The organism is Ruegeria sp. K5 (genome assembly GCF_056531805.1).
Genome location: NZ_JBQFML010000001.1, coordinates 1,534,076 through 1,548,073, shown reverse-complemented (window position 1 = coordinate 1,548,073; position 13,998 = coordinate 1,534,076). Strand labels below are relative to the sequence as shown.

General features: G+C 61.0%; 14 protein-coding genes. 9 read left to right on the top strand and 5 right to left on the bottom strand.

Translation table 11 applies throughout. The features are described 5' to 3' along the window. The 6 genes from ACR0MO_RS07535 (at nt 1) to ACR0MO_RS07510 (ending at nt 7,266) form a co-directional block, all read left to right on the top strand. A complete protein-coding gene (locus tag ACR0MO_RS07535) occupies nt 1-1,245 on the top strand; it encodes an ABC transporter substrate-binding protein (RefSeq protein ID WP_480890509.1) in 1,245 nt (414 codons plus the stop codon). Nucleotides 1,246-1,303: 58 nt separating this feature from the next. Then, nucleotides 1,304-2,176 carry a carbohydrate ABC transporter permease gene (locus tag ACR0MO_RS07530; RefSeq protein WP_170622510.1) on the top strand — a complete coding sequence of 291 codons (873 nt, stop codon included), beginning with the start codon at nt 1,304-1,306 and terminating at the stop codon, nt 2,174-2,176. Continuing rightward, a complete protein-coding gene (locus tag ACR0MO_RS07525; protein ID WP_170630655.1) occupies nt 2,169-3,068 on the top strand; it encodes a carbohydrate ABC transporter permease in 900 nt (299 codons plus the stop codon). Before ACR0MO_RS07530 ends, ACR0MO_RS07525 begins: the two co-directional genes overlap by 8 nt. 5 nt (nt 3,069-3,073) lie before the next feature. After that, nucleotides 3,074-4,171 (top strand): sn-glycerol-3-phosphate ABC transporter ATP-binding protein UgpC, encoded by a 1,098-nt coding sequence (locus ACR0MO_RS07520; protein ID WP_170622512.1) that lies wholly within the window; start codon nt 3,074-3,076, stop codon nt 4,169-4,171. 4 nt (nt 4,172-4,175) lie between these two features. Next, complete coding sequence (locus tag ACR0MO_RS07515; protein WP_480890505.1) at nt 4,176-5,093, top strand: glucokinase; 918 nt, start codon at nt 4,176-4,178, stop codon at nt 5,091-5,093. A 145-nt stretch (nt 5,094-5,238) separates the two neighbouring features. After that, nucleotides 5,239-7,266, top strand: coding sequence for an adenylate/guanylate cyclase domain-containing protein (locus ACR0MO_RS07510; RefSeq protein WP_480890503.1), 2,028 nt, complete (start codon nt 5,239-5,241; stop codon nt 7,264-7,266). A gap of 2 nt (nt 7,267-7,268) precedes the next feature. Here the strand turns inward: ACR0MO_RS07510 and ACR0MO_RS07505 are convergent, their stop codons facing one another. The 5 genes from ACR0MO_RS07505 to ACR0MO_RS07485 are packed head-to-tail and all read right to left on the bottom strand — an operon-like array spanning nt 7,269 to nt 10,510. Then, on the bottom strand, nt 7,269-8,621 hold the full coding sequence (locus ACR0MO_RS07505) for a DUF4384 domain-containing protein (RefSeq protein WP_480890502.1): 1,353 nt from the start codon (nt 8,619-8,621) through the stop codon (nt 7,269-7,271). Continuing rightward, nucleotides 8,618-9,028, bottom strand: a complete 411-nt coding sequence (locus ACR0MO_RS07500; protein WP_480890500.1) for an ExbD/TolR family protein — start codon at nt 9,026-9,028, stop codon at nt 8,618-8,620. Before ACR0MO_RS07500 ends, ACR0MO_RS07505 begins: the two co-directional genes overlap by 4 nt. Next, entirely contained in the window at nt 9,025-9,459 is a 435-nt protein-coding gene (locus ACR0MO_RS07495) for an ExbD/TolR family protein (protein ID WP_480890498.1), read from the bottom strand. The genes ACR0MO_RS07500 and ACR0MO_RS07495 overlap by 4 nt, the downstream gene beginning before the upstream one ends. Nucleotides 9,460-9,469: 10 nt before the next feature. Continuing rightward, nucleotides 9,470-10,090 carry a MotA/TolQ/ExbB proton channel family protein gene (locus tag ACR0MO_RS07490; RefSeq protein ID WP_480584235.1) on the bottom strand — a complete coding sequence of 207 codons (621 nt, stop codon included), beginning with the start codon at nt 10,088-10,090 and terminating at the stop codon, nt 9,470-9,472. A 3-nt stretch (nt 10,091-10,093) separates the two neighbouring features. After that, nucleotides 10,094-10,510: a hypothetical protein gene (locus ACR0MO_RS07485; protein ID WP_480890496.1), complete on the bottom strand. Its 417-nt coding sequence runs from the start codon at nt 10,508-10,510 to the stop codon at nt 10,094-10,096. Between the two features lie 360 nt (nt 10,511-10,870). On the opposite strand from ACR0MO_RS07485, the gene tssA reads away from it, so the two are divergent. From tssA to tssC, 3 genes are all read left to right on the top strand, one after another. Further along, nucleotides 10,871-11,908 (top strand): type VI secretion system protein TssA, encoded by a 1,038-nt coding sequence (tssA, locus tag ACR0MO_RS07480; RefSeq protein WP_480890494.1) that lies wholly within the window; start codon nt 10,871-10,873, stop codon nt 11,906-11,908. 67 nt (nt 11,909-11,975) lie between these two features. Continuing rightward, complete coding sequence (gene tssB / locus ACR0MO_RS07475; protein ID WP_039526464.1) at nt 11,976-12,491, top strand: type VI secretion system contractile sheath small subunit; 516 nt, start codon at nt 11,976-11,978, stop codon at nt 12,489-12,491. A gap of 3 nt (nt 12,492-12,494) precedes the next feature. Next, entirely contained in the window at nt 12,495-13,991 is a 1,497-nt protein-coding gene (gene tssC, locus ACR0MO_RS07470) for a type VI secretion system contractile sheath large subunit (protein WP_170622521.1), read from the top strand. Nucleotides 13,992-13,998: the final 7 nt, after the last annotated feature.

Genomic DNA, 13,998 nt, shown 5'->3' with positions numbered 1-13,998 from the left:
ATGAATCGTTTTGCATTTGCCACCGTTTCGACACTGGCCATTGCGGTCGCGTCGTCTGTTGTGGCCGAGCCGCAGGCCGAAGTTCTGCATTGGTGGACATCGGGTGGTGAAGCCAAATCGGTGGCCGTTCTGCAGGAAGAGTTCGCCTCGAACGGCGGTACATGGACCGACATGCCGGTGGCCGGTGGCGGCGGTGATGCGGCGATGACCGCGCTGCGTGCCCGCGTTCTGGCCGGTAACGCGCCTACCGCCGTTCAGCTGAAAGGCCCCGCCATTCAGGAATGGTATGAAGAGGGCGTTCTGGCCGACATTTCCAGCGTCGCCGAGGCCGAAGGCTGGGCCGATGTGCTGCCCGCCTCGATCGCCGGTCACATGCAGTGTGAGGGCACGTGGTGCGCGGCACCTGTGAACGTGCACCGCGTCGACTGGATTTGGGCCAACGCCGACGTTCTGGCGGCCAATGGCATCGAAATGCCCACTACATGGGACGAGTTCAACGCCGCTGCCGAGAAGCTGCAGGCCGCTGGTGTGATCCCGCTGGCGCATGGTGGTCAGGCGTGGCAGGACGCGACCGTGTTTGAAACCGTGGTTCTGGGCATTGGCGGGCCTGAGTTCTTCCAGAAAGCTCTGGTTGATCTGGACCCCGACGCGCTGACCTCGGACACGATGGTTCAGGTCTTTGACCAGATGCGCACCCTGCGTGGTTACGTGGACGAGAACTTCTCGGGCCGCGACTGGAACCTTGCCACCGCGATGGTCATGAACGGCGAAGCGGCGTTCCAGATCATGGGCGACTGGGCCAAGGGTGAGTTCCTGGCGGCGGGCAAGAAGCCCGGCGAGGATTTCCTGTGTGCCTCGACCCCCGGTGACGGCTACCTGTATAACGTTGACAGCTTTGCCATGTTCGACGTGGACGGCGATGACAAGAAAGCCGGTCAGGACCTGCTGGCCAAGCTGATCGTTGCGCCGAACTTCCAGAAAGTGTTCAACCTGAACAAAGGCTCGATCCCTGCACGCACCGACGTTGCGCTGGATGATTTTGACATCTGCGCCAACCTGTCGGCCGAAGACATGGGTTCGACCTCGGACGCAGGTTCGCTGCTGCCGTCTTATGCCCACGGCATGGCGCTGCGCGGGTCGCAGTCCGGTGCGATTACGGATGTTGTGACCGCGCATTTCAACTCGGATATGTCGTCGGCTGACGCAGTTCAGCAACTGGCGACCGCAGTGGCCAACAGCTACTGATCCAAATCGCTCTGCCCCTTATACTGACGGGGCAGAGCACCTTTCCCCGGAGGCTAAAATGTCCGAATGGCTGGAAAACCACCTGCCCAAGGTGGTGCTGGCACCGTCGTTCATTGCCGTATTGATCTTTGTCTACGGCTTTATCGGATGGACGGCTTGGGTGTCACTAACCCGATCGAAATTACTGCCGAAATACGAGATCAACGGCTTCATCCAATATGAACGCCTGTTCGATTCGCCCCGCTGGGATACGGCAATCAACAACCTGTATATCTTTGGCGCGCTGTTCATCGTGATTGCGATGGTGCTGGGCCTGCTGCTGGCCATCCTGCTGGATCAGAAGATCCGCGTCGAAGGGGCGATCCGCACGATCTACCTGTACCCGATGGCGCTGTCGATGATCGTAACCGGCACGGCGTGGAAGTGGATCCTGAACCCCGGTTTGGGGATCGAATCCATGGTGCAGGGCTGGGGCTTTACCAATTTCGAATTCGACTGGCTGGTGAACCCGGATTACGCCATCTACACCATCGTGATGGCCGCGATCTGGCAGAGCTCGGGCTTCGTCATGGCGCTGTTTCTGGCCGGTCTGCGGTCCGTGGATGGTGAGATCATCAAGGCCGCACAGGTCGATGGTATCCCCACATGGCGCATCTATACGGCGATCATCATCCCGTCGATGGCCCCGATCTTCCTGTCGGCCTTCATCGTTCTGGCCCACCTTGCGATCAAAAGCTTTGACCTTGTCATTGCCCTGACCGGCGGCGGTCCGGGGTATGCGACCGACCTGCCAGCAACCTATATGTACGCCATGGCGTTTTCGCGCGGCGATATTGGTCAGGCGGCCTCGTCCGCGATGATCATGATGCTGGTCGTCTTTGCCATCGTGGTTCCCTATCTTTATTCAGAGCTGAGGGCGAAAAATGACTGATCTGTCGATGCCCCAAACCCAAACTCGCACCCAAAGCGCCGCTGGCAAGATTGCCCTGCGTTGGCTGCTTTACGTCCTGCTGGGCCTGTTTGCGCTGTATTACCTGATGCCGCTTTTTGTGATGCTAACCACATCGCTGAAAAGCCTTGAGGAAATCCGCACTGGCAGCCTGATTTCGCTGCCGCGAGAGGTCAGTTTCGACGCCTGGAAAACCGCTTGGTCCGGGGCCTGTACCGGTATCCAATGCGAAGGCCTGCGGCCATACTTCTGGAACTCGGTCCTGATCGCGGTGCCAGCGGTGGCCCTGTCGACCCTGCTGGGCGCGCTGAACGGTTATGTCGTGGCGCAGTGGCGGTTCAAAGGTGCCAACATCATCTTCTCGCTGATGCTGTTTGGCTGCTTCATCCCGTTCCAGGTGGTTCTGCTGCCGATGGCGCGCCTGCTGGGCATGATGGGCATCGCTGGAACCATTCCGGGTCTGATCTTTGTCCACGTGATCTATGGGCTGGGTTTCACCACGCTGTTTTTCCGCAACTACTATGTCACCATCCCGGCCGAGCTGACCAAAGCCGCGCGCGTCGATGGGGCCGGGTTCCTGCGGATCTTCTGGTCGATCTTCCTGCCGCTGTCACTGCCCATCATCGTTGTGACCGTGATCTGGCAGTTCACGCAGATCTGGAACGACTTCCTGTTCGGCGTGTCATTCAGCCAGGCGGGGACGCAGCCCGTGACCGTGGCGCTCAACAACATCGTAAACTCCACCACCGGCGTCAAAGAATACAACGTCGACATGGCTGCCGCGATAATCGCGGGGCTGCCGACGCTGCTCGTCTATGTCGTTGCCGGTAAGTATTTCATCCGCGGCCTGACCGCTGGTTCTGTGAAGGGATAAGACCCATGGCTCCTATTCTCGACATCAACAAACTCTATAAGAATTACGGCGCGACCGAGATTCTGAAGGACATCAACATCTCGATCGATCCGGGTGACTTTCTGGTGCTGGTCGGGCCGTCGGGCTGCGGCAAGTCCACCCTGCTGAACTGTATCGCGGGGCTGGAGGAGATCACCGGCGGCACCTTGTCCATCGGCGGCAATGACATGACCCATGTCAGCCCCAAGGATCGTGATATCGCAATGGTGTTTCAATCCTATGCTTTGTACCCGACCATGTCGGTGGCCAAGAACATCACCTTTGGCATGAAGGTGCGCGGGGTGGATCAGGCGACGCAGGAGGCCAAGCTGAAGCAGGTGGCCCAATTGCTGCAGATCGAGCCGCTGCTGAACCGCCGCCCCAGCCAGTTGTCCGGCGGTCAGCGTCAGCGGGTGGCGATGGGACGGGCACTGGTGCGCGACCCCAAGCTGTTCCTGTTTGACGAGCCGCTGTCGAACCTCGACGCCAAGCTGCGGGTCGAGATGCGGACCGAGATCAAGAAGCTGCACCAGACGTTGGACGCGTCGATTGTCTACGTGACCCACGACCAGATCGAGGCGATGACGCTGGCGACCAAGATTGTCGTTCTCAAGGGTGGTGTCGTGCAGCAGATCGGCAGCCCGGCCGAGATCTACAACAACCCGGCCAACCTGTTTGTGGCCGATTTCATGGGCTCGCCCGCAATGAACCTGATCCCGGCGCAGGCCAGCAAGAACGGCCCCGGCACGCAGATCGCCATTTCGCGCCCGTCCGGGGACACGCTGGTTCTGAACGATGCGCGCGAGTTGTCGCTGCCGCAGGACGTGATCCTTGGCCTGCGCCCCGAAGACATCGCCGAGGCCGGGTTCCGCGCCGGGGCAGGGGTGCAAGAGGCCGAATGTCTGGTCGACATGGTCGAACCCGCCGGGGCCGATACCTATGTGGTCTCGGAACTGGGCGGCAAGCAGGTCACTGCACGGCTGCACGCCGAAACCAGCGCCAAAGCCGGAGAGATGCTGAACTTTGCCATCGACATGAGCAAAGTGTCGTATTTCGCAAAAGAAACCGGCGAGCGGCTGAACTGACCCCATGCGACTGGTTGCGGATATTGGCGGCACAAACACGCGGCTGGCCCTGACAGGGGCCGGTTCCGTGTTGATCGAAAACGCCAAGGGCTACAAAAACGCGGACTACGCCAGGTTCGAGGATGTGATTTTGGCTTATTTCGATGAGGTCGGTGCCCGCGACCCCGACCAGATCGTGGTCGCGATGGCCGGGCCGGTCAGCGGCAACAAGGGCCGATTGACCAATCTGGATTGGGTGATTGACGGCCCTGCCTTGTCGTCGCGCTTTTCGGGCGCGCGGGTGCGTGTGATCAATGATCTGACCGCCCTGGGCCACGCGGCCTTTCACCTGAAACCTGCGCAGCTTTTGTCTGTCGTGGAAAATGATCCACTGGGCTCTGAGCAACCACAGGCGCTGGTGGTGGGGATCGGCACCGGTTTCAACGTCAGCCCGGCGGTCGATCTGGGCGACCGGACGGTCTGCCCGCCGGTCGAGGCCGGGCATGCAAGCCTCTATAGCTCGGTCAGCGCTGCGCTGGAGGACGTGCAACCGGGCCTGTCCGCAGCCTTTCCCACGGTCGAGACGCTGTTCTCGGGCCGTGGCCGCCGCAAGTTCCTGTCCTTGGTCACAGGGCAGCGCGTTGACAGTGCCACGCCCTATATCGCCAAAACTGGCGAACCCGGAAACGACACATTCGACACGGCGCTTGACAGCTATGCGCATCTGATCGGCGTGTTGCTGCGTGAATTGAAGGTGGCCTACCTGCCCACCGATGGAATCTTTCTGGCCGGGGGCGTTGCGCGCAGCTCGCTTGTGGGCAAACGGGCCGAGATTTGCTGCGCGGCTTTGTTACAGAAAAACGACTATGTATCGCTTTCGCCTTCGGTCTGGATCATCGATGACGATGCGGCGGCGCTAACAGGCTGCGCATCACTGGCCTGAAACCCGGTTTCGTTCAACGTCAAGTAAACAAGTTGGGATATCGGACTCAACCGTCTGGTAACGGCGTGGTGCACCCACTAAGCTCGGCCCGACCTTGCGGCAGAGAGGTTTTGTTCCTGCCGGCAAGGGCCGTTGTGGAGCCAAAATGCGTGTCAGTGTCGGGATCGCCGTATCTATACTTGTTGCCCTGTCGATCGGTGTATCGACCTTTGTCGTGCATTCTTTGTGGTGGACCACGGCACGGGAAAACAGCCGGATGCTGGCGGCCGAGATCAATGGCCAGATCGCCAACACCGTAAAAACCGAACTGGGCCTGACCCTAAGGTCAGCCGAGGCGGCCTGGGCCGCGGTGCGGACCATCTTTATCCAGAACGTCATCCAGACCCGTCAGGCCGACAAGCGCGAGTTTGTGTTTCTGTCGCAGCTGCAGGCGCAGCCCAATATCTCATGGATCACCTTCGGCTGGCCCGACGGCAATTTCTTTGCCGCCCATCGTCTGGGCGACAGCGGGCTGGAGATGATCGAGATCGACGAGAATATCCGCGACCGGCAACTGCGCAAGGATCGCTACATCTTCATCCCCGGCGATATCCAGTTCGAGGAACGCAGCTTTACCGAAACCGGATACGACCCACGCGCGCATGCCTGGTACCGCAATTTCATAACCCGTGACACGCCCGACTGGATCGAGGTCCGGGACCTGCCGGACAGCGACAAGACCGTCTATGCCTTCGCCGGTCCAATTGACGTGCGCCGTCAGCGGCAGGGTGTTTTGGCGGTGGCCATCGACACTGACCGGTTGTCGCGCTTTCTGGGCTCGTTGCGCCCGGGCGAGTTCGGCGCGGCCTTCATCCTGAACGCCGATGGCAAGGTGATCGCCATTCCCGATCCCAAAGCGGATGAGGTCACTCCGGCCCGGATGGGTGAGGGAGAGCTGTATGAGGTTGCCAAGATCTCGGGCGAACGGCTGATGGCGGATGCAGAAAACAAGACGCCCGGCCCGGTGACCAAGCGGATCGTTTATGACGACGTGCCTTATGCTGTGGCGCTGACGCCGCTGGGGTTTTACGGCTGGCGGGTTGCTACGGTGATCCCGGAATCGGCTTTCCTGTCGGGGATCGACCGGACGCTGGTCAATCTCGTCTACATCCTGCTTGGGGTCGTGGTTGTGGCCATCGGTCTGGCGATCTGGTTCGTGCGCCACGTGGTGGCGAACCCGCTGTCCCGCGTGGCCGAGGACCTGAGCCGGATCGAGCGGTTTGACGTTGAACAGGTCTCGCGCCGCCCCTCGCGCCTGACCGAGTTGGAGAACCTGTCGGCGGCAACGGCCAGCATGGCGGTGGGTCTGTCGGCCTTCCGCAAATACGTGCCGACCGATCTGGTTCGGATGCTGGTGGCCGAAGGGATCAAGACCCAGCCCGGTGGTGAGACCAAACAGATCTCGGTTCTGTTCTGCGATGTGTCGGGCTTCACCGGTTTGACCGAGAAGCACGGCCCCAAGATCGTGGAGCTGATGGAGCCGTTTTTCAGCGCGGCCTCATCCACCATCGAACGGCATGACGGGACCATCGACAAGTTCATCGGCGACGCGGTGATGGCCTTTTGGGGCGCGCCCCGGGCGCATCCGGATCACGCCGAACATGCCTGCCGCGCCGCGCTTGAACTGATCGATGTGGTGGAAAAATCGGGCCTTCAACGCGAAAACGACAACGCGTTGCGCGTGCGGATCGGCTTGAATAGTGGTGAGGCGCTGGTCGGCAATATCGGGTCCGAGCAGCGGTTGAACTACACCGCGATTGGTGACGTTGTGAATGTGGCCAGCCGCCTGGAAGGGGCCAACAAGGGTTACGGAAGCTCGATCATCATCGGTCCCGAAACTAGGCGCGAGGCGGGCGAGTCCATCGTGGTGCGCGAATTGGACACGGTAGAGATCATGGGCCGGTCGAAGGAACTGGTGGTGTTTGAACTGATCGCCATGGCGGACAGTTTCACTGGGCCCCGTGACTGGATCGACGCGTATGAGACCGGCCTGTCCCACTTCCGCGCCGAACGTTTTGCTGAGGCTATTGCCGCCTTCCAAAAGGCCGACAGCTTGCGCGGGGGTGATTCGGCATCGGTTATCATGATGAAACGCGCATCAGCGTTGCGCGCTGACCCGGTACAAACCGCCTGAGCCTAGCGGGCGGCAGTCGTTATGAAGAAATAGACCCATTCGCCTTTGAAATCCGGGTTCTCGGCACGGGCATCGGCAACGCGTTGCCTGAGGAAATCCAGATACGGACCGGCGGGTTCGGCAAGGGGCCGTTCCCCTTCATACAAAGGCACGGATGAGGCGAAGGCCACCGCGATTTCCTGCCCGTAGGGCGGGCCGATGGTAATGAACAGGCCGGGATCGCCCTGTTTCTCGGCTCCGATCTTCAGCGCCGCCTTGGCAGGCGTTCGCGTCAATGGGGCTGAACTGTTGGGGCTGAGATGGATCACCTGACCGGCAGCGTCGAAATAATCGACATAGACATAAGCGTCGTAGTCAGCCCCGGTCAGGTCCAGCACCAGTTGCTGGCCTTGGGTATATATGAACTCGCGTGCATGAACGTCCTCACCCACCAGAAGCGAGTTGGTGATCTGGTCCGTCGATTGCGGCAGGCCGACGGATGCGATCCCGGATAGCGCGCCGCATTGGGGGCGCGGCAGGATCAGCAGATTGTCGGCCACCCGGATGTTTTCACCCATCCGGGCCTGCAAGGCAGACAGGACCGGCGCGCGCAGGCCGTCCTCGGGGATATGGCCGATCAGCTCCAGCGTGTTGGTCTCGGGCTGGAACTGAACCTGCAACCGGGCGCAAGGCACCTGAGACAGCAGCCCGTCGATCCCGTCGCGCAGATCCTGCGCGCTTTGGCCCACATCCTCGGGCCTTGTGAAACTTTGGAACGCGGCGAGGCTGACCGGATCGACCGGGCCATCGCCCGTGGCCGAAAACACGTCGGTGGCCTTGGCCGTTTCCGTTTCGGGGACCGTCTGGGTCAATGCCACGGGCTGCGCCTCGACCGCTGTCGCGCTTTCTGCTTTGGGGGCCGCTAGGGCCACCGCCTGGGTCGGTGCAATCCCGGCCTCAGCCGCGTTCAGCGGCAGGCTGGCGGCAATCAGGGGCGCGGCTGCGACCTCGGCGGTCTCAAGCGGCAGGGGGGCATCCTGAACCGCGGTCAGGGCCTCGGCGCGTGCGGTCTGATCCTCGGCGCTGAGTTCAACGGATGGAGCCGCGATGGCCGTGGCCGAGGATTGCGGGATCGCGCCTTGTTGCAGTTGCGCGCCTGATGCGTCTGCGTTCTCGGCTGTGGTGGCCTCGGGCTGCGCCTCAACGGCGGTGCTTTGGGTCACCTGATGCGCTGACAATTGCATCCGGGTTTCGGGCACGGGTTGTTCTGTGACCGGTTCCGGGTCGACCGAGTGCAGCAGAACCACGCCAGCCACAGCATGCAGCGCCACCGAACACAGCAGGGCCGCGCCCCATATCAGCGGCGCGCGCCTCACCGGACCGGCCCCGGCGGGGTGACGACCAGAACCACATCGCGCGCGCCTGAGGCTTCGAATTCGGCGATCAGCGGCAGAACCTCGCGCAAGGCGGCGTCCTGATGGGCGTTGATGCGGATCAGCAGGTCGGGGTTTTCGTCCAATTCCGCCTGAACCTGTTGCAGGGCATCCGCGCTGGTCACTTCGGTGCCGTCCAGCGCAAAGGTTCCGTCAATGCTGACCGACAGGGTCAGACCACCCGCGGGCATATCCGCACCGGTTTGCGCCACCGGGGGTGAGACGTCGAACGGGGCGGTTGCATCCATCCGGCCGATCAGCATGAAGAAGACCAGCAGGAAGAACACCACATCAATCAAGGCAATGATTGTCTCGGGGCGATTGCGGGGTGCGGGGCGCGTGATCCTCATGGACGCGCCTCCAGCCGGACAACACGCAGATTGGCGACACCCGCCTGTGTGACCACATCCATCACCGAGACCAGCGATTGCAGCCGGGCGCTGCCAGTGGGCAGGATGATGACCTGCGTCGCTGCGTTCTGGGTCAGGCGGTCGCGCAGCAGCAGGGTCAGCGCGTCAGGCTCCAACGCCTTGCCCTGAAAATGCGGTGCGCCATCCGCACCGATGCGGATCAGCAGAACGCCCGAGGCATCCGGGCCGCTTGTCGCCGAGGCGGGCGCGGGGCGGTCGGATTGCGCCAGCGCCGGGATCATGTCGAGGTTCAGATAGGTCGAGGTCACCATGAAGAAGACCAGCAGAATCAGCATCACGTCGATCATCGGCACCAGTGAGATCACTGGCCGTGATGGTGTGCGTCTGCTCAGGCTGATCTCGCGCGACATCGATGGCCCCTTAATGCGCGCCGCGTTCTTCAAGCACCATCAGGCGACCCACCGCGTTTTCGATGGATTGCGCCCCGGCCTCGGCCCGGCCTGACAGCAGGGATGCCCCGATGGCGGCAGGGATGGCCACCAGCAGCCCGGCGGCGGTGGTCAGCAACGCCTGCCAGATCCCGCCCGCCAGGACCGAGGCATTGGCCGAACCCTGCGCCAGTTCCAGTTCCTGAAACGACTGGATCATGCCAGTCACCGTACCCAGCAGGCCCAGCAGGGGTGAGATCATGGCGATCAGCTCAAGCACCCGTATCCATGTGTTCATTGCCGTGAATTCAAGATTGCCGCGCCGGGTCAGTTCGGCGGTCAGGGCCGGGCCCTTGAAGCCGTCGATCAGCGCCTGCATCGCGTAGGCGCAAACCCGGTCTGCCGGGGATTTGCCGGATGCCACAGCGGCCTGAGCCCCCTGTCGGTCTCCACTCGACCATTGCACAAGGGCCGCATCGCGCGCCGCCGCGCCGGATCGGACCGGGGCAAGTTGGATGACCTTGAACGCGATCACGGTCAGCGACAGCAATGACAATGCGCCAAGAACGATCAGGATCGGGCCGCCGGTGCCCAGATTTTCAAACCCCAACATGGCTTATTGCGCCAGGCTGGCTGAGGTCTTGCTGTCCAGCGCCAGCAGCGGGAAGCAATCGATGGGTTCGGCATTCTGCGGCGTGCAGGCAGGCAGGTCGTGCAGCAGAACCTCGGAGATATTGGCGCAGTCGATCTCGGGGATCTCGAACAGTTTCAGAACCGTGCGCTGGACGGGCAGGGGGGCCGCGTCGATGGACAGCAGCCGGTCGATCACGCCATTGCCGTCCAGAATGGCCAGCGACATCTCAAACTCTTCGAAACTGTTGCCGGTCTGGTTGTGGAACAGGAAAAAGGCGCGGCAACCGCCGGTTTCACCGGGTTCGAACTTGTTCAGCTCGATCGACAGTTTGCCCTCATCCGCGTGCGCGATCACGGGCGACAGCGCCAGCAGGAAGGCGGCGATAATCCCTGGTCTCATGTTTGGTTCCCTGTTCTTGTGTGCGACGGCATTGATTTTGGGCCCTGTGGTGACGTCAGGACCCTGTCCGATCATTGCAGCAACAGGGCCAGACCGGGAAGATAAAACTGCGCGGTTCGTGAAAGCTTGAACCGGGCGGCGTTTTGAACACGCCCCGTAGCGCAAGGGCGAATATGTATGTTAAGTTCGACATAACCGGGCCAATGCGGCGGATTAACCACACAGAATGCAGATAAATAGCAAAGTGTTTGCCAGTCTTTAACTCCTGTGAACAAATTCATACACACGGGACCACACGCTGCGCTAAGCGGTGCAAGAGAACAAGAATCGACGAAAAAGTCAGATGCGAACGGGGAAAAAATGGATCTAACGTCTTATCTGGAACCCAGGGGGGATGATGCCCCGAGTGGCGAGAATCTGGAATACGATCCTGCGTTCACAGATCTGGAGATTGCCGCGCAGCCCGGCGAAGAACGTCAGATGGGCGACGAGGTTGTCGCGGCGGAAGAACAGGACTGGGGCGATGTCGAAGGCAAATCGCTGGCGGTCATGGACAAAAGTCACGACCTGCGCGCCGCGGTCTATCTGGCCGAGGCGGTGCTGCACACCAAGGGCTTGCCCGCCTTTGCGACCTCGGTCGGGTATGTGAAATCGCTGCTGGAAGATTTCTGGGACAGCTGCCACCCTGAACTGGACGAAGATGATGGCGACGCCACGATGCGGATCAATGCGGTGCGCGGGCTGGCCTCGACTGATCGTATCGTGCGGGCGCTGCGCCGCACCGGCCTGACCGAAAGCCGGATGTTTGGCCACATGACCCTGCGCCATCTTGAGGTGGCCGAAGGCAAGATCAACATGCCGCCGGACATGGATGACATTCCCGATGCCACCAGCGTCGCGGCGGCGTTCAAGGATACTGATGATGAGGTTCTGGCGGCCAATGCCGATGCGGTTGCGGGCGCGCTGGACGATGTGGCCGCAATCGATGCGGTCTTTTCCGACAAGACCCCCGGCGAAGGCCCGGACCTTGAACCGCTGAGCGATGTCCTGAAACACATCAAACAGGCGCTGGCGCGCTATGCCGATGTGGGTGAGGTGGACGAGGATGATGCAGGTGACACCGACGCGGGCGCTGCCCCTGCGGCGGCGCGGGCTGCTGTACCAGGGCCGTCGGGGGGCGGTGCGATCAACTCGCCCGATGATGTCACGATGATGCTGGATCGCATCATGGACTATTATGCACGCTGCGAGCCGTCCAGCCCGCTGCCGGTCCTGCTGGAACGTGCAAAGCGCCTTGTTAATGCCGATTTTCTGACGATTATCGAAGACATGGCGAAGGAAGGTCTGGATGAGGTCCGTCAGATTGGCGGTCTCAAGCAGGACGACGACGATTATTAATCCGGTCCGGCTGCGCCGGTACAGCGGATTGCAAGTAAAAACTGATGGATGAATCGAGGAGCATCAGATGGCTGACAGTTCACAGAAATTTATAGCCCGGAACAGGGCTCCGAGGGTTCAGATCGAATATGATGTTGAACTGTACGGGGCCGAGAAGAAGGTACAGCTGCCTTTTGTCATGGGCGTCATGAGCGATCTGGCGGGCAAGTCCGAGGTCGAACAACCCGCCGTGGCCGACCGCAAGTTTCTGGAGATCGATGTCGACAATTTCGACGACCGGATGAAGTCGATGGCCCCGCGCGCGGCCTTTACCGTGCCGAACACCCTGACGGGTGAGGGCAATCTGGCCGTGGATATCACATTTGAATCGATGGATGATTTCAGCCCGGCGGCCATCGCCGCCAAGGTCGAACCGCTGAAAGAGCTGCTGGATGCGCGCACGCAGTTGTCCAACCTGATGACGTATATGGATGGTAAGACCGGGGCCGAGGATCTGATTTCCAAGATCATGCAGGACCCGAGCCTGCTGAAGACACTGGCAGCCCAGCCCAAACCGGGCGGCGACGCCGCCGAGGAGGAGTAAAAGATGGCCGAAGAAGAAGCCAAGGTAGAAGCCGCCGAAGGCGCGACAGCATTTGGATCCTCGGAATTCGAGGCGCTGCTGACCAAAGAGTTCCGCCCCAAATCGGATCAGGCGAAAACCGCTGTTGAAAGCGCGGTCAAGACGCTGGCCGAACAGGCGCTGGCCAATACCGGCCTGATCTCGGACGACGCTCTGCGCTCGATCGAAGGGATCATCGCCGAGATTGACAAGAAGCTGACCGAGCAGGTGAACCTGATCCTGCACCATGCCGATTTCCAGCAGATGGAAAGCGCGTGGCGTGGTCTGCATTATCTGGTGAACAACACCGAAACCGACGAGATGCTGAAAATCCGCGTGATGAACATCTCGAAAAAGGACATGCACAAGACCCTGCGCAAGTTCAAAGGCACCGCGTGGGATCAGTCGCCGATCTTCAAGAAGCTCTACGAAGAGGAATTCGGCCAGTTCGGCGGCGAGCCTTACGGCACTTTGGTCGCGGATTACCATTTCGACCACAGCCCGCAGGATATCGAGCTGCTGGGCGAGATGTCCAAGATCGCAGCCGCGGCCCACGCGCCGCTGATCACCGGCGCCAAGCCCAGCCTGTTCCAGATGGACAGCTGGTCGGAACTGGCCAACCCGCGCGATCTGACCAAGATCTTCCAGACCCCGGAATATGCCGCATGGCGGTCGCTGCGCGACAGTGAAGATGCCAAATATGTCGGTCTGGCGATGCCACGCTTCCTGGGTCGTCTGCCCTATGGTTCGAAAACCGAACCGGTTGAAGAGTTCGCGTTCGAGGAAGACACCACCGGTGCCAACAGCGAAAGCTATAGCTGGGTGAACGCAGCCTATGGCATGGCGGTGAACATCAACCGTTCGTTCAAGGAATACGGCTGGTGCTCGCGCATTCGCGGTGTGGAAAGCGGCGGTACGGTCGAAGGCCTGCCGGCGCATACGTTCCCGACAGACGATGGCGGCGTGGACATGAAGTGCCCGACCGAGATCGCGATCTCGGACCGGCGCGAGGCGGAACTGGCCAAAAACGGCATGATGCCTCTGATCCACCGCAAGAACAGCGATTCGGCGACCTTCATCGGCGCGCAGTCGCTGCACAAACCGGCCGAATATGACGATCCGGACGCAACCGCGAACGCCAACCTGGCCGCGCGCCTGCCTTACCTGTTCGCGACCTGCCGATTCGCGCATTACCTGAAATGCATGGTGCGCGACAAAGTGGGTTCGTTCAAAAGCCGTCAGGACATGGAAACCTGGCTGCAGGACTGGATCAACCAGTATGTGGACTTCAACGCAGATGTCTCGGCCGAAGCGGAAAAAGCCCGCAAGCCGCTGGCCTCGGCCGAGGTCGTCGTAGAGGACGTGGAAGGCAACCCCGGATATTACACATCCAAGTTCTTCCTGCGTCCGCACTATCAACTTGAAGGTCTGTCGGTTTCGCTACGTCTCGTATCGAAACTTCCGTCAGAAAAAGGCGCATAAAAGTAAA